Source organism: Aquimarina sp. MMG016 (assembly GCF_018100805.1).
Taxonomy (GTDB): domain Bacteria; phylum Bacteroidota; class Bacteroidia; order Flavobacteriales; family Flavobacteriaceae; genus Aquimarina.
Genome location: NZ_JAGJEA010000001.1, coordinates 512,957 through 537,051 on the forward strand (window position 1 = coordinate 512,957; position 24,095 = coordinate 537,051).

A 24,095-nucleotide genomic window follows, 5' to 3' on the forward strand; every position below is an offset into this window, starting at 1 on the left:
TAAAAAGGAAAGTAATCCTAAGAAAACTTCCCTTTTCATGTTTACACAATTTATCATTTTCTAAGAGGCGGCATTCCAAATACTCTTAATCTCTTCACAAAGAACCTCTATTTCAGAAATACACTTTTCAAGATTATTTGGAACGGATATGACCCTCTCCCCAAAAACATCTATAGAAAGACATAATTCAGGTAGAACCTCGCAATCTTCTTCAGCAACAACCTCTTTCAAATACTTGTAAATAGAACTGGACACATAACGAGATTGTTTATTATTAAAGATATTGTTCTTAGAAATATGAATTTTCACAGCTCCTAAATAGTATTTACCATCCAGTTTTATCTTAAAAATAACGTCTGGAGAAACTATTACTTCAACTCCATTTATAATAATAGACTTAGAATCAACCTTCTTTATAATTTCCGAAGGAACCTTTATCAAAGAGGGGAGTTTTAATACAATAAATCTTTGCATCGCTTCTAACGAAACTACTCTATCAGTTACCTGTCTTTGTTTCTGTGGGTTTCGAGCAATCAGTTCTTCAATACCTTGAAAAATAGGTTCCAAATCACCATTCATTGCTATTGATTTCTTAAATCTAGCTCTCGCCAATTGATACCAAGCAACCTTAAAAGTGCTAGGCTTTTTTTGTTGTCTAATTATACTTCTTTTTTTTGCTTCCGAGGATTTTGAAAAATCCGCCATTTGATTTACAGAAATTTTATATTCCATTTTTTAAATATCTTTTAATTTATTAAAAAAATAATTTCAGCTATCAGTAAAATCAATTAATCACAAAGAGTGTTAATGTTGATAACTTATTTGGAACATTTTGGCTTGTCTAGAAGAATCTAATATGCTACATTTGGAGTAACAAAATAGGAGATGAGATAATCTCATTTCTTTTTCTTAATTAAATTTTAGGTGTGCAGCCGAATTTTAATTTAAGAATATAAGCTAGGGATGTTCACGCGTCCCTTTTTTATTTCCTAGTTTTACATCTCTTCATCAATCTTTTCTTTATTCTTATATAATCTATTTATCCGTTAATTAACTTACTTTCATTTAAAAAAGGGAGAGATCCTTGAAGGAAACTCCCCCTTTTGCCCTATATAAATCTAGGTCTATGACCCACACATTAAACAATCGTCTCCTTCAGCTTCTTTAGATTGTGCAATAATTGCACGAAGTTCATCCGGAGATAGTGCTGTTCCTTCTGGAGAAACAGGCTCTGCTTTTGGTTCTGCCTTAGCCACTTGCGCCTCCATTACCTGTGCTGCAGCTACAGCTACTTTTTCAGGTTGTGGTGCTTCTTTCTTCTCGCTTTTTAGTGTAAACTTAATCGCATCTACAGCAGACTTTGTTCTCAGGTAATACATCCCTGTTTTTAATCCGCTCTTCCAAGCATAGAAATGCATTGATGTTAATTTTGCCATCGTAGCTCCTTCCATAAAAAGATTTAGAGACTGAGACTGATCGATAAAGTATCCTCTATGACGAGACATATCAATGATATCTTTCATACTCATTTCCCAAACAGTTCTATACAGCTCTTTTAAATCCTGAGGAATGATATCAATATTCTGGATTGATCCATTAGCACGCATAATTGCATCCTTAAGATCATCTGTCCATAATCCTAATTTTACTAAATCCTCTAACAAGTGCTTGTTTACTACAATAAACTCACCAGATAATACACGGCGTGTATAGATATTACTTGTATATGGTTCGAATGCCTCATTATTTCCTAAGATCTGAGAAGTAGATGCTGTAGGCATTGGTGCTACTAGAAGTGAGTTGCGTACTCCATTCTTAAGCACTTGCTTACGCAATTTACCCCAATCCCAACGACCACTCAATTCTTCATCTTTGATTCCCCATAAGTTGTATTGGAATTCTCCTTTAGAAATTGGAGATCCTTCATAACTTTGGTATGGACCATCAGCCTTCGCTTCTTCCATAGAAGCAGTTACTGCTGCAAAATATAATGTTTCGAAAATCTCTTGGTTTAACTTCTTAGCTTCATCACTGGTAAATGGTAAACGTAACTGGATAAATGCATCTGCTAATCCCTGAACTCCCAGTCCGATAGGACGATGACGCATATTAGAGTTTTCAGCTTCCTTTACCGGATAATAATTACGATCAATTACCTTGTTTAGGTTTTTAGTTACACGTTTTGTAATTCTGAACAATTCTTTATGATCAAACTCTCCGTTCTTTACAAACATGGGTAACGCTATAGAAGCCAGGTTACAAACTGCCACCTCATCAGGACTAGTATACTCTAAGATCTCTGTACATAAGTTAGAAGAACGAATGGTACCTAGGTTCTGTTGATTAGATTTACGGTTAGCAGCATCTTTATACAACATATATGGTGTACCTGTTTCTATCTGAGATTCTAAGATCTTTTCCCAAAGCTCTCTTGCCTTTATGGTTCTACGACCTTTCCCTTCTGCTTCGAAACGCAAATATGCTTCTTCAAACTCATCACTATGGATATCGAATAAACCAGGACATTCGTTTGGACACATTAGCGTCCATTCTGCATCATCCTGTACACGTTTCATAAATAGATCCGGGATCCACATCGCATAGAATAAATCACGAGCACGCATTTCTTCTTTACCATGGTTCTTTTTTAGATCCAGAAAATCAAAGATATCTGCATGCCAAGGCTCTACATATATTGCAAAAGATCCTTTACGTTTTCCTCCACCCTGATCTACATAACGAGCGGTATCATTATATACTCTAAGCATAGGAACAATACCATTAGATGTCCCATTAGTTCCAGCTATATAAGACCCAGTTGCACGAACGTTATGGATAGACAATCCTATCCCTCCAGCAGATTGAGAAATTTTTGCAGTCTGTTTTAATGTGTCATATATTCCATCAATACTATCATCCTGCATGGTTAATAAGAAACAAGATGACATTTGCGGTTTTGGTGTTCCAGAATTAAATAACGTAGGTGTAGCGTGTGTAAAGTATTTTTTAGACATTAACTCATAAGTCTCAATAGCAGCATCCAAATCATTAAGATGGATTCCTATTGAAACTCTCATTAACATATGTTGAGGACGTTCTGCGATCTTACCATTGATTTTTAGCAAGTAAGAACGTTCTAATGTTTTAAAACCAAAATAATCATAACCAAAATCGCGATTGTAAATGATGGTAGAGTCTAGCTTTTCTTTATTTGCTATAATCACATCATATACTTCATCAGAAATCAAAGGCGCTTTCTTTTCTGTTCTTGGATTTACATATTCATATAAATCAGTAACTACTTCAGAGAAAGTTTTCTTTGTGTTTTTATGTAAGTTAGAGACAGAGATACGCGCTGCAAGTTTTGCATAATCAGGATGTGTTATAGTCATCGTAGCTGCAATTTCTGCGGCTAGATTATCCAATTCACTAGTGGTTACCCCATCATACAATCCTTCTATCACTCTCATTGCCACCTTTACCGGATCAACCAACGGATTTAATCCATAGCATAATTTTCTTACCCTTGCGGTAATTTTGTCAAACATAATCGGCTCTTTGCGCCCGTCTCTTTTTACTACATACATACGTCTTTTGGTTTTTTGTTGATTTCTTCTCTCGAAGAAAATGCTATTAATTTGTCTAACTATTTTTCCCTAGAAAATCAAAAACTACATTTACTCCAATCCCCCGATTGGGTACTAAAAGAAACGCTCTGTTTTTATTCAAACCCAGAGTATTCTTTACATAAAAATATAATTGTTTGACTTTCGCCCTTTGCTATAAGCTCTTCTAGCTAGAAGAACCTTATCAAACTGAGCTAATCTAATCAAACAGAAGTAACAGTTTTTGACTAGCTCAGAATGAATATATTGTTTGTTTTGAAGGTTTTTTAATTAAAAATCCGCATCAAAACTTATCTTACTATCTTCATTATCCTTATTAAGAACTCCAGCTTTTTGGTATTCTGAAACTCTTTTCTCAAAGAAATTTGTTTTTCCTTGTAAAGAAATCATATCCATAAAATCAAATGGATTTGCTGTTCCGTATTCTTTTTCACATTCTAATTCTACTAATAATCTATCTGTTACAAACTCCAGATATTGTGTCATTAGTTTAGAGTTCATTCCTATCAAACTTACAGGAAGTGATTCAGTAATAAATTCTCTTTCTATATTAAGTGCATCTACAATAATCTCACGGATTCTTTCTTTTGGTACTTTATTTACTAAATGCTTATTGTGCAAATGCACTGCAAAATCACAGTGTACTCCTTCATCTCTAGAGATTAGCTCGTTAGAAAATGTAAGTCCAGGCATCAGTCCACGTTTCTTTAACCAGAAAATAGAACAAAACGCTCCTGAGAAGAAAATACCTTCTACAGCTGCAAAAGCTATTAATCGTTCTGCGAAAGAATCAGACTCTATCCATTTCAGTGCCCAATCTGCTTTTTTCTTAATCGCCGGGAAATTCTCTATTGCATTGAATAAAAGATCTTTTTCTTTTTCATCCTTTACATAAGTATCAATCAATAATGAATATGTTTCAGAATGTATATTTTCCATCATAATCTGAAAACCATAGAAGAACTTAGCCTCAGAATATTGAACTTCATTCACAAAATTTTCAGCAAGATTTTCATTCACAATTCCGTCTGAAGCTGCGAAAAAAGCCAAGATATGTTTAATAAAATAGCGCTCATCATCAGTAAGTTTTGTAGACCAATCTGTTAAGTCCTGATGAAGATCAATTTCTTCTGCAGTCCAAAAACTAGCCTCTGACTTTTTATACCAATCCCAAATGTCATGATGTTTAATTGGAAATATTACGAATCTATCTTTATTTTCTTGTAGGATTGGCTCAACCGAGTTCATGTTAATTTTCTTTTGCGATTATGGTGTTTTTTTCTTTCCCCTAGGGACTAACAAAGATCAAGAAATGTGGTAAAAGTTTTACAGAAAGTTAATAAACGTTTTCAACAAAGTTTTCAACACGGGGGGATTCCCCCTTTAAAAAAGTAATATTTAAATTTTAAATCAAAACATTGATTATCAGTAATTTAAACTAAATCAACTTCTTTAGTTTTAAGTCCAAACAAAAACCCCACAAGTATGAATTTCACACTTATTCACAATGTTTTTTCAGTTATAAAACAAGCCATTTTTTAAGCCATCAAAACTTACGGAAAAACCGTAGTTTCTGTTTGTGAATTTTAACATTTAGCAATGAAAAACAATTAACTTTGACATTATTTTATTTTTCGTTTAACAAACATTTTTAATTACTCTAAATAATTATCTAAAAACATAAATACTACAAGCTTCATCTATCTATTTTATTTGATTCAGTAAAAAAGATTAACTTTAAGACATAATTACACACCTAATTACTACCTCAACCAGGTTTATCAAGTATGAAGGAAGAACTCTTAACCTTAAAAAAAGGCGATAATCGATCCCTAGAAAAAATTTATACTGAGTATCGCATATCTTTTTTACAGTTTGCAAAAAAGTACAATCTAGATGACGATTCATTAATTGATGTTTATCAGGATGCTTTTATAGCGCTACGTGAACATGCTATAGAAGGAAAACTAAATCACCTGAAAAGCTCCGTAAAAACCTACTTATTCAGTATTGGTAAATACATGATTTATGATCGACTACGAAAAAAAAATAACACTGTCTCGTATGAAGATCATTCGGATTTCAAGGACATGTCCGACACACCGGAAATTTTTGAAGAACCTGAACTAACACCTGAACAGCAGTTACTACGTAAGCATTTTTCCGCTTTGGGAAAACGCTGCCAAGAAATGTTAACCTTATTCTATTATAGGGGACTAACTATTGATGAGATTACTGAAACCCTTGGTTATGAAAATAAAAATGTGGTAAAAAGTCAGAAATCTCGTTGTTTAAAATCCCTAAAAGAACTAATTAAAACCCCTATTTAAAATGGAACGAGAAGAGCTCATCGATAAGTTCCTTCAAGGAACATTGGCCCCAGAAGAGAAAGATAACTTTAATAGGTTATTGGACACTGACCCCGATTTTAAAAATGATTTTGAGATTATAAAAGATCTAAATACGGTTTCTGGCTCATTGGATAGAGAAGATCTTAAAAAAGTAATGAATGATTTTGAAACCAAAATTGCTAACAACAATACCAAAATTGTTTCGCTATATAATTATAAAAAATTACTCGTAGCTGCATCTATTGTCTTAATAGTAGCTATCGGCGCTTTCAGTATTTTCAATCCTTTTGTAACAAATCCAGAAAGTCTTTATGCAGAAAACTTTGAACCTTATCGTAATGTGGTAACTCCTATTGTTAGAGGGGAAAATAGCGATAATGCAGAAATAATTGCTTTTACTTCTTATGAAAGTAAAAACTTTGAGACTGCAGCTTCTCAACTTGGTGAGTTATTTTCTTCGACAAATAAACCTCATTTTTTACTCTACCAAGCAAATTCATTGATGGCATTAGATAAGACAGAAGAGGCAATCCCATTACTCGAAAAACATATCGAGTTTAATGATCAATTGGTGCTAAGAAGTAAATGGTATCTGGCATTAGCCTATCTTAAAAAAGATCAAAAAGCAAAATCTGTTATTCTATTAAAAGACATAGTTAAAGCCGGGTCGTTTAAACAAAGTTCTGCAGAAGCTTTATTAAAAAAATTAGATTAAGAATTACGCAATTTTCGTATCAAAATTATTGCTATAGGAACCAGCATTAACAGCCACCATAATTGTGAAGTTTGATTTCCTATGGGTGTCATATTACCTGATATCATAAATGCAGACCAATAATAAGGATGCTTCATCATATCATCATCGGTAGATGCAAGATACTTTAGTTTAGCTTCTCTTAAAGCCTTATCCTTGGGCATATTATCACTAAGGTTTTTGTAGAAATCATTCATTAACTCTGCAGTAGTTTGGTCATTTACTTTCCACAAAGTGGTAACCAATGACTTTGCTCCGGCATAATTAAACCCTCTAGCAAGGCTTAACATTCCCTCTCCTCTTTGCAATTTACCCAAACCCGTCTCACAGGCACTTAGCGTCACTAAATCAGCATCTACTCTGTGAGCATATAAATCTTTAACGTATAAAAGATTATGGGTACTATTATCTTTTTCGGAAAAAGCCAAATATGAATAGTCCGGATTCTCATCATTGGTTGCCGCATGAGTTGCAAAATGGAGAATATTATACTGCTGAGAATTATTTGAAAAAAACTCAATTGAAGCCTTATCACCTAAAATCACTTCTCCTTTAAAATAATTCGCTATGTTTTTTACTTCCTCCATATTATATAATAAGGGGCCGAAATCCGATCTTTCTTCTTGTACATTACTATTTACCTCTCCAAAACTAGGCGCGAAAGCCAGTAAATTATAACGTTTAGAATCAGGTCCTTTTTGATATTCTTGCAATAATGTAGCAGACTCTGCATAACTTATTTGATAATCTTGAATAAGATAACTCGGCTGATCAGAATTTTTAGGCAAGGCTTCAAAAGGAACATAATTCAATATATCATCTCGTAAAATAATCAATGTTTTAGTATGTAAATATTGTAAAGGTTTTTCAAGGATATTTTTATAAACTGAATTCCCTGTTTTCAAGAACTCTTCGGGTTTACTGGATTTGACATTAGAAACATCACTATAAAATGATAATATTTCATTTTTTATCTTATGACCAAAAGGTAGTTTATAAAACTCAAAAGAGTTCTTTTGAATTGTAATGGCAAACACATCTGTGTCAGTAGAGAAATAACTTATCAAACCAGTATCTGAGTCAAGTAAATTTTGAACATCTATTAACTCTACAACTTGAGTATCATATTTTAAATCGTGATATCTGGGATATTCTTGTTCAATATTCTCTATAAACCCATAGTATTCATTCTTTACTTTAAAAAGAGAATCAGAAATCTTGTTGTTTCTGCCTTTACTAAATAATTTCTTTTCCAGATGAATAATATTGGCCCGATACTGTTGCTCTGTGCTCAGTATATTTTCCGGGATTCCTTCAAACAAACTTGCCTGGGCATTCCTAGCAGCTTCAAGCAGTAAGGTACTCTTACTTTTTTCCATAAAATGGAAAGCATCTTCGATATATTTTCTGTCTTTAGTTTGATCATAAAGAACATATGCTATTTCCACCATACTATGAAAAGCCGGATACATCTCAGTAATTAAAAATTGTTTATCTACCTTACTTTCGAATTCAGGCTTCAATACATCTAAAGTTTCTATTATACCATACGAATTTATAATAGCAGACCTTAAATACTTTACATCATTTTTTGAAATAAATGCTTGATGTAAAACTTCTAACTTCTGTTTTAATATTTTAATTAACTCCAGCTTAGAAGAAACTTCTTTTGGATTTGGGTTTTCGTTAAAATCATCATTATTGAATTTGACAGATAATTGCATCAAAGCTTGCTGATAATACCCAAGGCTTTTATCAAAATCTTTTTGTTTAGTATAAAGCTTACCTATTCTTGCAAGTGCTTCTGCTATATCCTGATGTTTTTGATCATTACGATATAATTTTGTGCCAGAAAGATAGGATTGATAATATTCTTCAGCTTTTATAAATTGTTTATCAGACAAGTAAATATCTCCATATAAAAGATCTGCGGATCTTGCGAATGCATCATTTTTAGCATAATATTGCTCACCTTCTTTTAGTATCCTAATAGCGTTCTGAATACTATCTTGAAGAAGATAATTTTTTGATAATCTTTGATGAACAGAAAGAAGATTGTTTTTTATCTTGGGATTATCTGAGCCGGAAGAGTAAAATGCTAATGCATCGTGTAATAATTCATTGGCCTTGACAAAGCTTTTTTCATTTTCATAAACTCTGGCTAACCTTGTTTTAGTTCCTTGTATTCTTAGATTTGCATGTTGTATTTCACCTTCTTTTTCTAATCTAAAACTTTTATAAAAGTATTCTTTTGCTAAATCATTTTTATTTGTGAGTTCAGATATGGAGGCCAGATAATTATAGGTGCTAAAAAGAAGTGTTCTATCATCAACTGCCATACTATCTGTGCTTACTGAAGATAAAATATCTTCTAATTGCAGAAAAACTTCTTTTGCACCAGTATAGTTTTTTACCTTAAAATTATAATTGCCTTTTTGTACTAAATAGTTTTTAGTAACTGCCTCCACATCATTAATTAATCCTGACACCCGATTATCATTAATCATTGCATCAATCTTATCAAGATTTTGTTTTAACAATTCGAGATCATAATGATATCCATAAGCTCCCACACGGTAAAATAAAATCATTATTTCACTATTAACATCACTAAGCTCTTTACATAACTTTATACTTTTATCGAAATAGTAATTCAAACTATCTTTATCAGAATATAAAAAACTACTCCCTTTTTGAAAATAAGTGCTTAATTGTTCTTCCTTGCTTTGAGAAAAGCCTATGAAACCAAATAGACAAATCAACCAAATTATATTTTTATACATAAAAAAGCCCTCTAAAATGATAGAGAGCTAATTTAAATATTATTTTACAGCTGTTTATCAGTTAAATACCCCTTTTATTTTGAAATTGACTTCACTATTAAATGATTCAGAAAACTTCTTAATTTCTAAAAAAACATTCCCTTTAAAATTTATTCCTTCATTGACGGATATACTTGTTACACCTTGATTATTAACAACTGCTGGTTCGCTAAAACTAACTACCTCTTTCCCTTGTTCATTAACAATTCTAATAGAAAAATTTTTTGAACCCTTACCGATATATATTTGTTGAATATTACTCAACATAACCGGAGTAAAACAATTACAAGGACTTGGAGGTGGTGGAAACGGCCCAACTATTGGTATAGGCCTTAATCCGGAAATCTGAGAAGTACTTTCTACTTGCTTTTGTAAAGAATTGAATTGAGCTTCTGATTCTTTTAATTGTCTTTTTAGTAGTAGTAATTGCTCTTCGATATCATCAGAATGAGTAGCATTGCCTTCTAACCTGTCAATTTCTTTTTGTGTATTGTCCATCTGTTGCCTCAGGTATAGTGCGTGTAGATCCTGTTCCAGAAAGACGCCTTGTTTTTCGGCTTCAGAAAGGTTATCACAACTAGTACATAGTGCAAACGCACCCACAATCAATGGCAGCAGCCATAATCTTTTAAAAGTTTTCATAATAATTATTGTTATTGGTTTTTTAGTTAGTGAAATGTATCTCTAAGAGGTTAACATACTTTACATAAAAATAACAAAATTATCGCTTAAACTCTTTGGCTACCTTTTCTAATTCCATGTACCAATCTTCTCCAAACTTGCGGATTAGTGCTTCTTTAACAAATTTATATACAGGAACTTGCAATTCTTTACCTAGAGAGCAGGCATCATCACATATTTCCCATTTATGATAGTTCACGGCCGAAAATTCTGTATAATCTTGTACTCTGATTGGATATAAATGACAAGAAACAGGCTTTTTCCAATCTACCTCACCTTGATTATAGGCTTCTTCTATAGCGCACATTGCTGTACCTTTTTCATCAAAAATCACATATGCACAATCAGCTCCATTTATAAGTGGCGTTTCTAGCTCCCCTTGTGAGGTTTTAATATATATTCCTTGTTTTTCTATAGCCTCTATCCCTTCTTTTCTTAGGTAAGATTTAATCACAGGATAGATTTCTTCTAATTTCTTAGTTTCTGATTCTTCTAATGGTGCTCCTGCTTCTCCATCTATACAACAAGCTCCTTTACATGCAGAAAGATTACACACAAAATCCTTCTGGATGACGTCTTCCGAAATAATTGTTTTTCCTAACTGAAACATATCGCGAAGATAATAGATAAACTCGATTCAATACTTCTGAGTTTTACAATTTATTTACTTATTTACCCTACTTTTGCCCTAAATTTAGAATTACTTTTAAACGAACTAAAACCTTGAATCTATGTTGAATTTTAACTTTAAAGAGATTCTTACTGCGAGTATGATTCTTTTTGCTGTAATTGATATCGTAGGCAGTATTCCTATTATTATTGACTTAAGAAAAAAAGTAGGTCATATACAAAGTGAAAAAGCATCTATTGTAGCCGCAGTCTTAATGATTGTTTTTCTTTTTGTAGGAAAAGAGATTCTAAATCTTATTGGTATTGATGTCAATTCTTTTGCCGTAGCCGGTGCTTTTATTATTTTCTTTTTGGCCCTGGAAATGATACTTGGTATTCAATTATATAAAGATGATGAACCTGAAACTGCAGCTGTTGTCCCCTTGGCATTTCCATTAATTGCTGGCGCAGGTACTATGACATCGATTCTATCATTAAGAGCAGAATATCACCCGGAAAATATTGTTGTCGCCATTGTGATAAACATCATATTTGTGTATATCGTATTAAAATCTTCTGGAAAAATAGAAAAGGTTCTGGGTAAACAAGGGATTAATGTGGTACGAAAGATTTTTGGTGTTATCCTATTGGCAATTGCTGTAAAATTATTTGCCACTAATATTAAAGGACTTTTTTTAAGTTAAACAAATGAAATATTTTATCTACATTTTAATCGTAATAGCCGTAGGGTTAATGATCTATAATGCAACTATTTTAGATTTTAATAATCTTATGAAAGGAGATAGTAAAACTGCTCTTATAAGTATTCTTGCCTCAGCTTGTGTAGTATTGTTAATGCTAATATTGTTGGTTTCCAGAGCTATTCAAGAAAAAAGAAAAGGCAAGTAATAAGTTCTTTATCAAAAGCCTATAAAAAGAGTAATTATTACTGGCGGTAAAGAAATCAACATCAAAACCATAAAAAAGTTATGTAGCCTTCTGAACAACAAAGCTCTTTTAAGTGATTTTTTGAGTTTAGGGTCTTTAGCACTATCAATATAGTCCTTTATTACCTCACCAGAAACGTAAGATGAGTCGACCAGGATTTCATTATTAAGAAAAATCGACGCACTATTATCAAGTAATCTAAAAACAACTCCAATTATAAACAGAAAAACCGGAGAACAGACCGCTATTGTGATCAGGTATTCTTTTAATTCTAACATGATGGTGGGGTATATTTCTATATTAGTCTTTTATAAGTTTACCTTCTGTGAGTGATAAAACTTTTTTGATCATTTTATCATCCTGATTAATAATTTTTTCAAAAACATCTGTGCCAAACATTTGTTGGGCCATTGTCGCTTTTAAATATTTTTTTAACTGTTCTTGATAGTTACTAAGTTCGATTTCTACACCTCTTCTTCTAATATACTTAAGAAATCCTTCAGAAAAATCATCATCTATAACTACTTCATTTTTAAATTCTTCCTGAGATAAATTATTGTAAAAATCTCGTTTTTTATCTAATTCCTCAAAAACATACCCTCCCATACGTCCTGAACGAAGCAAATAATTAAGGGTCTCACCCACTCTTGTAGTATCTTTGCTTACAAAAATATCAGGTATAATTCCTCCACCTCCATAAACTACTTTACCCCCAGGTGTTCTAAACTTTAGAGAATCTGCAACCTGTATACTGTCTGCGTTTTGTAACTCTCCATTTTTATAACGCTCTAAATACTCATTAAAGTATTCTTTATTTCCATTTTCATATGGCTTTTGAATAGACCGACCAGTTGGTGTATAATATCTGGAGATAGTTAATCGTATTGCACTACCGTCTCCTAATGACATTTCACGCTGCACCAAACCTTTTCCATAAGAACGTCTTCCTATAATTGTACCTCTATCATTATCTTGTATGGCTCCTGCCAAAATCTCACTAGCTGAGGCAGAATTTTCATTAAGAAACACAAACACATCACCGTCTTCAAAACTTCCATTTTTGGTGGCATAATTATTTTCGATCGCACCCTTCTTGTTTTTAGTAAACATAATCAAGGTATCGTCTTCCAAAAACTCGTCTGCAATCTTCAGTGCGGGTGCTATAAAACCTCCTCCATTATCTCGAAGATCAATTACTAATCCTTCTGCTCCTATATTTCTTAATGAATCTGAAGCTCTCTTAAATTCTTTATACGTGGTCTCCGCAAATCGATTTATTTTTATGTATCCCAATTTTTCATTGAGCATGTAAGACGCATCTACACTTTGTAAAGGAACGCGACCTCTTTTTACCATAACATCAAATACTCCTGTCCCTTTTCGATAAACCTTGAGCTGTACCTGGCTATTTAACTCTCCTTTAAGTTTATTAGCTAATCCGTCTCTTATTAATCCTTCGCCAAACAATGTATCATTATCAGCCATCAAAATCCTATCTCCGGCCTTGATACCAGATTTTTCACTTGGGCCTCCTTTTATGGTATTGATTACAGAAATTGTATCTCTATATGGATAATAACTCACCCCAATACCAATAAAATCCCCCTGCATACTTTCTGTAATGCCCTCTAGTTCTTCTGGTGGAATGTAAACCGAATGTGGATCTAAGTTTTCAAGAATCCTATTTACTGTAACATCGACAATACTATCTGTATTAATCTCATCTACATATTCATAATCAATGTAGTCAATAAGACGGTTTAGTTTTTCCTTTTTTGGATTATATGAAAATAGCTTAGCTGATGGGTTACTAAAATCGAGTTTGCTTCCTAAAAAGATTCCCGCACCCATAGCCAGACCAATAAGTAAAGGTGTATATTTTTTTGAATAACTCATTAACTGTCTAAATCTGTAATCTGTTCTATCTCTACTCCTGCTTTTTCTAAAAACTTTAGCCCCGAGTTATCTTTGTAACCAAATTGGTATACAATTCGTTTTATTCCCGCCTGATGAATTAATTTACTACATTCTTTACAAGGTGATAGTGTGATATATAATGTGGCACCTTTGCAAGATTGCGTAGAGGATGCTACTTTAGAGATTGCATTTGCTTCTGCATGCAACACATACCATTTTGTGTATCCTTCTTCATCTTCACAAGGGTTTTCAAACCCTGTTGGTGTTCCATTAAACCCATCAGAAATAATCATCCTATCTTTCACAATAACCGCACCAACTTTTTTCCTGTCACAGTGGGATAACTTTCCCCATTCTCTTGCTATCCTAAGATAAGCTTTATCATACTTAAGTTGTTTTTGTTTCGGCATATATCATTACGTCTGAAAAATTGACACTAATTATAATACGAATATATTATGTCATTGTGTCAAATACAACCCTAATTGACAATAAATTACCAAATTTTATTTTCGATAATCATAGGAATAACCATTCCAATTACAATTGAGGATACGATAAGAATCCAATCTCTTCTGGAAAACCTGAAAAAAGTCTGAGCAATAAAACTAAATATAAGTACAATGATAACAATTATAATTTGTGAAATTTCTATCCCCAAAGCAAACTCAATTAAAGCCAATACTTTAGAACCTGCTCCACTACTGATCATCTTAAAATAACTTGAAAAACCTAACCCATGAATAAGCCCAAAAAACACCGTGGTAACATATAAGATCACTATCTTATTATTCTTAGCACTATTCTTAGCAGTAAACACATTGAATAAAGCACCTACAAGTATTGTAATAGGGATTAAAAACTCTACTAATCTAGAATTTACAGATACAACATTAAAAGCTGCCAAAAATAAAGATGCTGTATGCCCTATTGTAAAAAGAGTAACTAACATTAGTATTCTTTTCCAATTATCAAAAGTATATGCTACAGTAAGTATAATTAAAAACAAAATATGATCATACGCATTCCAATCCAGCACATGATAAAGACCTTGTTTAAAGTAAAACCAAAATTCAGACATGTTATTTTTGCATTTTTGAGGTTGGGACTAAATGTACAATTAAATAGACGAATGAAAAAATTAGACGCAAATTCTTACAGGAATTTAAAATTCAATTTACAATACACTACAAAATTGTATGAAATTTCTTCAAATCTATACCCTATAAATTCAAAAAAAAATTGACTAGTAAACAAAATCTCTTAATAGTTTTTTTGAGTATATTATATCAATGATTTTTTATTCTATTTTTTGTTAAAAGCCTTATTTAAAATTATATCCCCATTTTTAGGGATATTATCCCCCTATTTTTGGAAAATAAAATACTTAAATTTACATACTTAACCACTAACAATTATTCTTGTATAACATTTTAAGAAATATTACACATAAAAATTAACTCATGAAGAATATCAACCTAAGTACAATATTGCAGATTGTGGCTCTCTTGTTTTTGGTGATCATTGGATATCTCACTTTTAATTCTAGTTCTAACTGGAAAATCATAAAATCAGAACTAGACAATGCTAGAGAAGAACTTAAGACCTCTAAAGAAACCTTGATAACCACGAAATCTGATCTGGAAAATTCAAAAAAAGAGTTCCAAAAAATGAAAGCTCAAAAAGACCTTATTATTCATAAACGAGACTCTTTAATATTTGATTTTAAAAGAAAAAATGCTAAAGATTGGGAAGAATTACAGCGTATTAAAGATTCTATAAAATTTACCAATGATAAGTTAGCCAAAGACCGGGCAATAATAGATGGTCTTCTTGGACTAAATAAGTAACAACCATATATCCGAACATTACATCTAATACTTCAATTTAATACATCATGAAAAAATTATTCCTTGTTCTTTTTATAATAACTGTTTGTTTTTCTCACGGTCAGGAATTAGATTCATTAAAAGTTATTGAAATTCCCAGATCCTATGCAGATCGAGTGGGTGAGCCATTTAAAGTAAAACAAGACAGTTTATATATTTTTCGTACCACAGATGTTCTTCTAGTCAACAAAAAATCTTTTTCAGCATTAAAAAATGTGTATTTGAGCACTCTTGATCAGGATAAAATGACCAAAGATCTGATTGAAAAATACACTCAAACACTAAGTAGAAACATAGATCTAGAGCGTAAGTTAAAAATAAATTTCAGGGAATCAGATAGTTTAGATTTAGAAGTTTATAAGAGAACTCAAGCTACATTAACCAATACTCAGAGAGCATTAGATTATACCATAAACAGCCTTGAAAAAGCCTCCACCAGTCTTGACCTTGTAGAAAAGAATGCAAGACGAGAACGGAGAAAAAATGTTTTTGAAAAAATATTAATAGGTATTGCTGGTATTGGAGCTGGCGTGCTGGTTGGTGTGTCGCTTTAAGACCAATAATCAAGAAACTAAATTTTATAAAAAAACCTCTAAAATCTACAGATTAAAGAGGTTTCTTGTACTCAAGGTGGGAATCGAACCCACACTCCCGAAGGAACTGGATTTTGAATCCAGCGATTTATACACCGAAACAAACCCAAATAATCCTTAACCTTTGAAAATACTAATAAAATCAAGATTTAAAAGACTACCTTAAAATCTATTGAAGCTTTTAAAATTCACAATTTGTTTAACCTATGTTTAACCCATAATGATTATCTTTGATTAAAAATTAGTAGATGGCTTCAATCAGAATAGTTTTATACAAGAGTAAAAAAAGGTCGGACGGAAAATATCCAATTGTTTTAAGAATCATTAAAGATAGAAGACCAAGCTACTTATATTTAGAATGGATTGATGAAAAACATTGGGATCAAGAAAAAAACAAAGTCAAGAATTCTTACCACAGTGCTTCTAGGTTAAATAATTACCTATTAAAAAAGCTAACTGAAGCTGATGATTTGATTTTAGATTTTGAGGCTAATAAAAAAACCTATACATCATCCCAGATAACAGAAACCTTAAAAGGCCGAAAACCATCAAAACTGTTTTTTAAATATTCTGAAGAGTATTTTGAAGGCCTGCTAAAACTAGAAAAATATAGTAGAGTTATTGCTGATCGAGGTAGAATAAAGAAATTCAAAAAATTTCTAGGAAATAAAGACATTCGTTTTGAAGAAATAAACCAACCAATGCTTAATAGGTTTAAAATGTATCTTGTTACCTCAGAAAAAAAAATATCTGAAAGATCGATAATGAATAGCTTCGTAGTGATTAGAACAATATTTAATAAAGCAATTAAAGATAATATCGTTGAACAAAAATATTATCCTTTTGGTAAAAATAAAGTAAAAATAAAATTCCCGGAAACTATAAAAATTGGATTGGAAGAAGATGAGATACGAGCTATTGAAGAACTGGACCTACCAGAAAAATCTACAATTTGGCATACACGAAATATATTTTTATTTTCTTTTTATCTCGCTGGCATGAGGGTATCTGATGTTTTAAGAGTGAAATGGAATGATATAAAAGATGAAAGAATATACTATCAAATGAGCAAAAACAAAAAGGTAGATTCTTTGAAACTACCATTAAAGGTAAAACTGATTTTAGATTATTACAAAGAAGATCAAAGATCCCAGAACGATTTCATCTTCCCAGAACTAAAAAAAGCTAAAGAACATAACGAAAAAGATTTATATATAAAATCTAAAACCGCAACTAAAAAATTTAATCACTATTTAAAACAAATTTCTGAACAAGCAGAAATAAACAAAAAAGTTACTATGCATATCGCTAGGCATTCTTTTGGAAATATAGCAGGAGATAAAATATCACCACACATGCTTCAAAAACTCTATAGACACTCTCATTTAAGCACAACAATAGGGTATCAAGGTAATTTCATTCACAAAGAAGCGGATGACGCCTTGGATAGTGTCCTTGACTTCTAATGTTATAATTGAACCTCAATAAACTATTCCATATGAAAGTTTTTCTTATAAGCTTTGAGAATAAGATTCTTAGTTAAGAAAAAACAGTTTATGTTCATCTGGCAAATTGAAAAGAACTCTTAAGCTGATTATTATTTTCGATGAATATTCATCAAGTAATACTTATATAAAAAATCATAACAAACTAACTCATAAAATCGCTGTTTGGATCGAAAAGCTCTATTCACAAGCATATGAATATAACTACTAATTAATTGATTTTTTGATAAGTTGTGACTCTTATCGAGATAGGTAAGTATATTTTGTATAGTTTCTGAAGAGGTATTTTGAGTGGCTTCCAGAACTTGATATAATGGTTTAGCATTCAGGTTTAGACCTAACACAAATGATAGTAATTGTTCTTTATGCAGTCTGTATTTTTTGTCCAGCTGTTTTGTTAATTGCTTGTTACCATTAAATTCTTTCCAAAAAGATTCTTTATTAGTTTTGGCTAAGTTCAGTTTATCTTCTAAAGTATAATGAAAAGATTCTAATAGGCTGTCAATCGCTTTTAAGATGAATATGAAATATAAATCATCATCATCTATGAGTTCTATAGCCTGGAGCAGCATTTCGCTTTCGCGGTGAAATAAATATTCAGAATTCTCTATGTTTCCTGAGCCGTAACGTTCTAATTCGCGTATGTAGGTATCAGTTTGTACTTTGTATATGATGTCATCATTCACATAAGATTTAATACTCTCATTAAAAGCCAGGATTACACTACCGATATGTTTTGTGTCTGTTACGTGAAACCGTATTCTAATATGAAAATCCGGATCGTTATATCTGATAAAAAACCATTTGTCTATCCACCCTTTTTGTTTTAGCGTATCTATAAGTGGTTTTATTGTCGTCGTCAATATCAAATCTGAAGTTCTGGCACCACAGTATATTTTATAATACAACCACTCGTCTCCTGGTATGAATATTCTTTTGGGTTTCATTATTAGTTTTTGCAATTCATTTTATTACTCCAACAATATTTTGGATCCCACATCAAGTGTGGGATGACACAACTCACGCGTTCTTTAGTTTTTCTTCATTATAAAAAGAGATTACAAATTGATTGGTGAATCCTTCATTTCCTCTTTTAACAATGCATTCTTCTGTAAAAAAGAATTCTTCTAATATGAATTCTTTTCTTTTCTTCACAGTATCTAGCCACATCTTAATCATATTATAGTTTTCTAAATTCATCAGCAAAGTGTTATCTCCATCTACTAACTGAACTAACTTAGGTATTCGTAATGAAGCTCTCCAAGTTGTAATAGTTTCGATTAATATTTCCTTATCCTTATTTAGAAATCCAGTGATATCTTCTTTTTTGATAACCCACCTGGCTTTTGATAAGATAAAATCTTTGTACATTACTCTTGGTAGAAAAGCTCTTTTTTCTAACATTGCACCCCAATTAAATCCTACACCGGATCGTAATTTCTGTTTTTGTACATCACATAAAAAATGATAGATAGGTAATGCATTAGCACTATAGTTATGTGCGTTACTTAGCTTAGGCAGCACATTTTTGTTATGTTTTTTGGATCTTAAATGTACTTTCCCACCTTTTATGGATATCATCAAATCATCGATTGGAATTTGGTTCTCTATAGCTACACTGGATTTGCCTAGATAAGGGATTTCATACTCTCTTAAAGTTTCTCTCCTGATGACATTACCTGTTCTGGATTCCGGGAGATGAATAATTTCTGCTAAAATAGCACCAGGGTTCATCTGCTCTTCTGTGTCTGTAATTTCTTTAACTAATGACAATAATTCTTGATTACCAGTGGTAAACCTTCCTAAAAGATTCGTAGCAGAAGACCCGCCGATAGATCCTAATATCATTTTTTCTTCTCCGTCCAGCTGTATCAGTTCTGCCATCGTGCTCAATGTATCGGGTAGGTCATTCCAATTTTCTTCAAAACCTTCTAGATCTGTGTCTTCTATTTCTATAGTATATGCCGATTTTTTAAGTTTTTGATGTAATAGATTACAAAAAGGATTCCAATCGATTTGTTGCTCTTTCTGTACCTTACGCGGAATATCTAACCCATCCAAAAAAGGAGTTGAATCCGAAGCATCTTGATGTTGCAAATATCCTATACCTATTTCTGTATCGAGAGCTGTCGTTAATTCTACTTCTCGAGTTTCATACCTTTTAGTAAAAGCGGCTATAAATCGATCCAGGTTAGTATCTTTATGAGGAACTGTCATTTTATTAAAAACAGGTAATAATTTCTTAATCCTATATGCCCATTTTTTGTTTAGCTCATTGTTTATGTATTTTGGATATAGATCAGTTTGAAAAAGATATTTTAACTCAAAGGAAATATTATGGTGATCAATAAGCTGACTTATTTGATTGTATTTTTTTATTGAATTTCCTATTTGTGTATCCAGTTCATTAAGCAACTCAAAGAGTTGTTCAATAAACGCTACTAAACCTTCTGTTTCTTTTAATCCAGAGAGTGCTTCTTGTATCTGCATTAAAAAATCATCTCCTGTTACAGTGGGCTCCAATTGACTTACCAATACCTGATTATCAATCAACTCTTCAATAAAAGCTAATGCTTCATCTATAGTGATTTCATCATCAACCAAAAGCTCAGCCAATATTTTAATAGTGGCGCCCGTTTTAGCTTTCTCTACTATGGTTTCTAAGTACTCGGTATAGGTAATAGCTTCTAATGAATGTTCTCTGCGATTGAACTTATTATAGATATATTCTACGTATCGAAATTGATCACCGATTTTATATAAACTGTTATTAGGATACCAAAGTAATTGTTGTTTAACCTCTGGGAGCTTAGCCAGGTTTTGGGCCCAAGCTACTACAAAGTTCATATCTAATCTGGTTTGTCTTTTATGATTGTATGAGGGTGCAATTTTAATATTTGTGCTATTATCAAACCTCCCCACACTACACCCTGCAAATAACCCAAATGGCGTACAACGTGATGAGATACGGGTTATGTATTTTAGCAATGCATATAGCAATCTATCAGATGGAAGGTTGTTATTTGCTATTATGGACTTATCTATCTCGGCATATAAATCTGGAGATGCTAAAAATATAGCTTCCTTTATTACTGGGTCTTTCCAAATTTTTCTGATTTTTGACGCACTATCTATAATATGCAATTTATTTAGACCTACTAAAGATGTCCTTAGACAATACTGATCAAAAAAAGTATATGGATTTTTGGATTTCAAATCTTTATAGAAGCTATTTTAATTATATTGTTCCGATATCAGAATGATCAATATTCAGGGTACAAAATATGGATTTAAAAAACAGATTAAAAGATAAACTAGAAGAAATCGCAGCAATACTATTGCATCATAAACATAGCTATAATAGTATTGGAGTTTTAGGTGGTAGTTCGGGAATTGCGCTTTTCCATTTTTACTATGCCAGATATAAGGATGATAACCACTATGATGACAAAGGCTCTGATATTATCACAGAAACCTTTAGTCTTATACAAGAAGGGTTTTCTTATCCAACCTTTTGTGATGGTATTGCAGGAGCTTGCTGGGCACTAGAAGTGTTAAAAGAAGAACAATATATCGAGCTTCAGGAAGACATAATCACACCGGAACTCGATGAGTACTTGTTAGACAAAATGCATGAGGATCTACAGAAAGGCTATTATGATTTTCTGCACGGAGCCACCGGGTATGGGTATTATTTTCTAAAACGGTATCAAAACATCACCTCAGCAGCATTAAAAAAAAGATATAAAACATATATACACCAGCTCATAACCTTTTTTAAGGATACCGCTATACAGAGTGATACAGGTATCTGGTGGCAGTCAGAGATCAAGGTAGGAGAAGAAAAGTTTAATGGCTATAATCTAGGTTTATCCCATGGAGTAGCCAGTATTATTAATTTTTTATCCAGGCTCTCGGTGTATCCTGATTTTTCTGAGCACACGCTACCATTATTAAGGCCCGCAGTCAATCATATGCTGAATTGCAAGCACACTAATGAACAATTTACTTCTTCATTTCCTAATTGGATCACAGAAGAGGAGCCTAAGGGGTATAACTCCAGATTGGCGTGGTGTTATGGAGACCCAGGTATTGGGATTTCTTTATTACGAGCGGGAGAAGTCTTAGATGATCAGAAACTTTATCAAGAAGCTATACATGTATTAAAACATTCTGCCTCACGACGAGATATCGTAGAGGTAGGGTTAAAAGATGCCGGGTTATGCCACGGAGCATTTGGGCTTATGCATATATATCAACACGTATTTAAAAAGACCGGAGATACTGTATGTAAAGAAACTGCGGAGCATTGGGCTACTGTAGCACTGGATATGGCAACACATACTGATGGATATGCTGGATACCTGTTCGGATATGAAGGTTCCTGGAAATCAAGAGACTGCTTGTTAGATGGTATTGCCGGTGTAGGATTAGCAATACTTTCTTATCTAGCAGATTTTGATACCCAATGGGATGAAGCTTTGCTTATCGGTTAGTATTGGCATTCTACAGCTCATTGCTATACTTTGGATTCCGGGTCAGGCCCGGAATGACAAATTCAATCATTATGATCCAAAACCAGAAACTCCAAACCTCCTATTTCCCGTTTTGTATTCGTTTTTCTATCTCCTTTTCTCCTCCCGGGGTAAGTGTAGAAGCTGATGTTTCTTTGATAAAAATCATCCCATCAAAAGATTTTTTGGGAACAATCCTTATCCAAGGAGAATACGTACGTCCAAAAGTCCAACCAGAACCTATACTATGCATTTTCAGGTTTTTATGTAAAAAAGAATGTACAGCAGGATCATAAGAAGGCGGTGTGAAATCTATAAAAAACAAGTCTTTCTTAGACTGGCTAAAATACCAATCCAGGCTACCCTCTTCCTGGGGGATTATTTTAAAGGATTCAGTTTTGAGATACTCATATTTGTTTTCTTTCTTTATATAATGCCTGGCTCTAAAACTACCCTGATAAGTAGCAAACCCCATCGCATAATATGCGGTGTCCCCCAGATATGTTTTCAAAACACTGCCTAGCGGTTTTTGACTACCATTAACATAAGCATCAGGATCATTTTTAACATGGCCGTTATGGGCCCATAACATCATTTTAGCATCAGGACCCTCTTTTTCTAATATCTCCAGAATGGTTTGTGCCATATATTCATCACGGATATTGTAATCTACCGTCTTTTGCAGTTGGCGACCACTTACTTCGACACCCTGGATGATTTTTCTTAAATCAGTGAGTACATCTTGATATTCTTGTGTAGCACTTTTGGTAATCAAGTTCATCTCATTTACATAGAGGTACGATAACACCCTATACAACTGCTGTCGTTGATCAGATAAATCACTTCTGTCTGTAATTGTTTTAATATCATGAAACAAAGAATTCACTTTCACCTCTAGTAAGGGATGCGGCCCTGTTTTTTGTATAAACCCCTCGATATTGTGATATGCCAAATCTAATCCTACGGTCTGGGTATCAATACCTATAAACTTTACTTTTTTGGCTTCGGGTACCGTCTTATTATAGCGATACATCCACTCGATCATATCGATTACGGACTCTACATTCCAGACCCAGAATCCCTGGGCAGATAGTGCATCACGACTATTACCCTTACCATATAGCACATAATCATTAATGGGTTTGCATCCAATATGACTGGCTTCGATACCAAAAAGGGTAAACCCCATTTCCTTGACCAAAAACTCCAGCATACGATGTTTCATTTGGAAGATTTCTTTGGTCCCATGACTGGTCTCACCCATACCCACAATGCGAACATCTCGTAATATAGGTTTTAGATACCCTAGATCACTAAACCCGGTTTCTGCTTGTACACTAGTAAGCGATATGGATTCCTTTTGTATCCAATTGATCACACTATCTTGTTGTGCTTTTCTAAATTTTAATAATGCTTTATACTCTTTTGGAGATAAAACTTTAAATTTTTCTACAATATAACTACCTTTTATATTGTCTATAAAGTTTTGGCGAACAGAATCTTTTAACCATTTGGAGATATAAGGAGACACCTTAAAGGTATACGTATCGCTTTTTTTAATAGGGAGTTCTACAATCTCCAGCCCATCTTTTCTATAATTATCCAAAAAACCATGGAGTGTATCTTTCTCTGGTATGGATGCTATCACCTGTAGATTTACATTTTTTTGCTGTAGATGTAGTTGTAGAAAATCTCCTTTGGTAAGTGATAATGTATAATCGTGTATTTCATTTCCTATGACACTGGTTTCTTTACCTTCTTGAAAGGGTAAAGAAGATTCTTGTCCGTTAATGATCTGTATAAATGGAAAAACCGCAATAAATTGCAGATAGATAGTATATCTTTTCAAGTAGTTCATAAATATAATTTCTCTTTTAAATAGTGCT

The 24,095-nt window shown here is 32.8% G+C and carries 21 protein-coding genes and 1 tRNA gene; 8 read left to right on the forward strand and 14 right to left on the reverse strand.

The annotated features are described in order from the left end of the window. Positions 1 to 60 precede the first annotated feature (60 nt). From J8M14_RS02085 to J8M14_RS02095, 3 genes are all read right to left on the reverse strand, one after another. Positions 61 to 732: a hypothetical protein gene (locus J8M14_RS02085; RefSeq protein ID WP_211072683.1), complete on the reverse strand. Its 672-nt coding sequence runs from the start codon at positions 730 to 732 to the stop codon at positions 61 to 63. Positions 733 to 1,124: 392 nt separating this feature from the next. Beyond that, entirely contained in the window at positions 1,125 to 3,587 is a 2,463-nt protein-coding gene (locus J8M14_RS02090; protein ID WP_211072684.1) for a ribonucleoside-diphosphate reductase subunit alpha, read from the reverse strand. A gap of 309 nt (positions 3,588 to 3,896) precedes the next feature. Beyond that, positions 3,897 to 4,874, reverse strand: coding sequence for a ribonucleotide-diphosphate reductase subunit beta (locus J8M14_RS02095; RefSeq protein ID WP_211072685.1), 978 nt, complete (start codon positions 4,872 to 4,874; stop codon positions 3,897 to 3,899). Between the two features lie 539 nt (positions 4,875 to 5,413). On the opposite strand from J8M14_RS02095, the gene J8M14_RS02100 reads away from it, so the two are divergent. Together J8M14_RS02100 and J8M14_RS02105 are read left to right on the forward strand one after the other, a co-directional pair. Further along, positions 5,414 to 5,956, forward strand: a complete 543-nt coding sequence (locus J8M14_RS02100; protein WP_211072686.1) for a sigma-70 family RNA polymerase sigma factor — start codon at positions 5,414 to 5,416, stop codon at positions 5,954 to 5,956. A 1-nt stretch (position 5,957) separates the two neighbouring features. Further along, a complete protein-coding gene (locus tag J8M14_RS02105; protein ID WP_211072687.1) occupies positions 5,958 to 6,692 on the forward strand; it encodes a hypothetical protein in 735 nt (244 codons plus the stop codon). On the opposite strand, the gene J8M14_RS02110 is transcribed toward J8M14_RS02105, so the two are convergent. The 3 genes from J8M14_RS02110 to J8M14_RS02120 form a co-directional block, all read right to left on the reverse strand. Further along, the gene (locus J8M14_RS02110; protein ID WP_211072688.1) at positions 6,689 to 9,514 is read right to left on the reverse strand and encodes a CHAT domain-containing protein; all 2,826 of its coding nucleotides are present in this window, start codon (positions 9,512 to 9,514) and stop codon (positions 6,689 to 6,691) included. The genes J8M14_RS02105 and J8M14_RS02110 overlap by 4 nt on opposite strands. A 57-nt stretch (positions 9,515 to 9,571) precedes the next feature. Then, positions 9,572 to 10,195 carry a hypothetical protein gene (locus J8M14_RS02115; protein ID WP_211072689.1) on the reverse strand — a complete coding sequence of 208 codons (624 nt, stop codon included), beginning with the start codon at positions 10,193 to 10,195 and terminating at the stop codon, positions 9,572 to 9,574. A 79-nt stretch (positions 10,196 to 10,274) separates the two neighbouring features. After that, positions 10,275 to 10,844, reverse strand: a complete 570-nt coding sequence (locus J8M14_RS02120) for a DUF3109 family protein (protein WP_211072690.1) — start codon at positions 10,842 to 10,844, stop codon at positions 10,275 to 10,277. Between the two features lie 121 nt (positions 10,845 to 10,965). Between J8M14_RS02120 and J8M14_RS02125 the strand changes: the two genes are divergently transcribed. Together J8M14_RS02125 and J8M14_RS02130 are read left to right on the forward strand one after the other, a co-directional pair. After that, entirely contained in the window at positions 10,966 to 11,547 is a 582-nt protein-coding gene (locus tag J8M14_RS02125) for a MarC family protein (RefSeq protein ID WP_211072691.1), read from the forward strand. A 4-nt stretch (positions 11,548 to 11,551) separates the two neighbouring features. Beyond that, positions 11,552 to 11,752 carry a hypothetical protein gene (locus J8M14_RS02130; protein ID WP_211072692.1) on the forward strand — a complete coding sequence of 67 codons (201 nt, stop codon included), beginning with the start codon at positions 11,552 to 11,554 and terminating at the stop codon, positions 11,750 to 11,752. Positions 11,753 to 11,763: 11 nt separating this feature from the next. On the opposite strand, the gene J8M14_RS02135 is transcribed toward J8M14_RS02130, so the two are convergent. From J8M14_RS02135 to J8M14_RS02150, 4 genes are all read right to left on the reverse strand, one after another. Beyond that, positions 11,764 to 12,069: a hypothetical protein gene (locus J8M14_RS02135; protein ID WP_211072693.1), complete on the reverse strand. Its 306-nt coding sequence runs from the start codon at positions 12,067 to 12,069 to the stop codon at positions 11,764 to 11,766. Positions 12,070 to 12,091: 22 nt separating this feature from the next. After that, positions 12,092 to 13,687, reverse strand: coding sequence for a S41 family peptidase (locus J8M14_RS02140; RefSeq protein ID WP_211072694.1), 1,596 nt, complete (start codon positions 13,685 to 13,687; stop codon positions 12,092 to 12,094). Beyond that, the gene (locus J8M14_RS02145; RefSeq protein ID WP_211072695.1) at positions 13,687 to 14,118 is read right to left on the reverse strand and encodes a dCMP deaminase family protein; all 432 of its coding nucleotides are present in this window, start codon (positions 14,116 to 14,118) and stop codon (positions 13,687 to 13,689) included. The genes J8M14_RS02140 and J8M14_RS02145 overlap by 1 nt, the downstream gene beginning before the upstream one ends. 86 nt (positions 14,119 to 14,204) lie before the next feature. Then, the gene (locus tag J8M14_RS02150) at positions 14,205 to 14,789 is read right to left on the reverse strand and encodes a HupE/UreJ family protein (RefSeq protein ID WP_211072696.1); all 585 of its coding nucleotides are present in this window, start codon (positions 14,787 to 14,789) and stop codon (positions 14,205 to 14,207) included. A 382-nt stretch (positions 14,790 to 15,171) separates the two neighbouring features. Here J8M14_RS02150 and J8M14_RS02155 point away from each other — a divergent pair, with 382 nt between their 5' ends. Together J8M14_RS02155 and J8M14_RS02160 are read left to right on the forward strand one after the other, a co-directional pair. Next, entirely contained in the window at positions 15,172 to 15,558 is a 387-nt protein-coding gene (locus J8M14_RS02155; RefSeq protein ID WP_211072697.1) for a hypothetical protein, read from the forward strand. Positions 15,559 to 15,605: 47 nt separating this feature from the next. After that, positions 15,606 to 16,151 (forward strand): hypothetical protein, encoded by a 546-nt coding sequence (locus J8M14_RS02160; RefSeq protein WP_211072698.1) that lies wholly within the window; start codon positions 15,606 to 15,608, stop codon positions 16,149 to 16,151. Positions 16,152 to 16,221: 70 nt separating this feature from the next. On the opposite strand, the gene J8M14_RS02165 is transcribed toward J8M14_RS02160, so the two are convergent. Then, positions 16,222 to 16,318, reverse strand: a tRNA-Leu gene (locus J8M14_RS02165). Between the two features lie 120 nt (positions 16,319 to 16,438). On the opposite strand from J8M14_RS02165, the gene J8M14_RS02170 reads away from it, so the two are divergent. After that, a complete protein-coding gene (locus tag J8M14_RS02170; RefSeq protein WP_211072699.1) occupies positions 16,439 to 17,656 on the forward strand; it encodes a site-specific integrase in 1,218 nt (405 codons plus the stop codon). A gap of 131 nt (positions 17,657 to 17,787) precedes the next feature. Here J8M14_RS02170 and J8M14_RS02175 read toward each other — a convergent pair whose 3' ends face one another. Beyond that, complete coding sequence (locus tag J8M14_RS02175; RefSeq protein WP_211072700.1) at positions 17,788 to 18,642, reverse strand: thiopeptide-type bacteriocin biosynthesis protein; 855 nt, start codon at positions 18,640 to 18,642, stop codon at positions 17,788 to 17,790. Between the two features lie 73 nt (positions 18,643 to 18,715). Continuing rightward, the gene (locus tag J8M14_RS02180; protein ID WP_211072701.1) at positions 18,716 to 20,911 is read right to left on the reverse strand and encodes a lantibiotic dehydratase family protein; all 2,196 of its coding nucleotides are present in this window, start codon (positions 20,909 to 20,911) and stop codon (positions 18,716 to 18,718) included. Between the two features lie 68 nt (positions 20,912 to 20,979). Between J8M14_RS02180 and J8M14_RS02185 the strand changes: the two genes are divergently transcribed. Further along, positions 20,980 to 22,191, forward strand: coding sequence for a lanthionine synthetase C family protein (locus tag J8M14_RS02185; RefSeq protein WP_211072702.1), 1,212 nt, complete (start codon positions 20,980 to 20,982; stop codon positions 22,189 to 22,191). A 100-nt stretch (positions 22,192 to 22,291) separates the two neighbouring features. On the opposite strand, the gene J8M14_RS02190 is transcribed toward J8M14_RS02185, so the two are convergent. Further along, on the reverse strand, positions 22,292 to 24,067 hold the full coding sequence (locus J8M14_RS02190) for an erythromycin esterase family protein (RefSeq protein ID WP_211072703.1): 1,776 nt from the start codon (positions 24,065 to 24,067) through the stop codon (positions 22,292 to 22,294). Positions 24,068 to 24,095 lie beyond the last annotated feature (28 nt).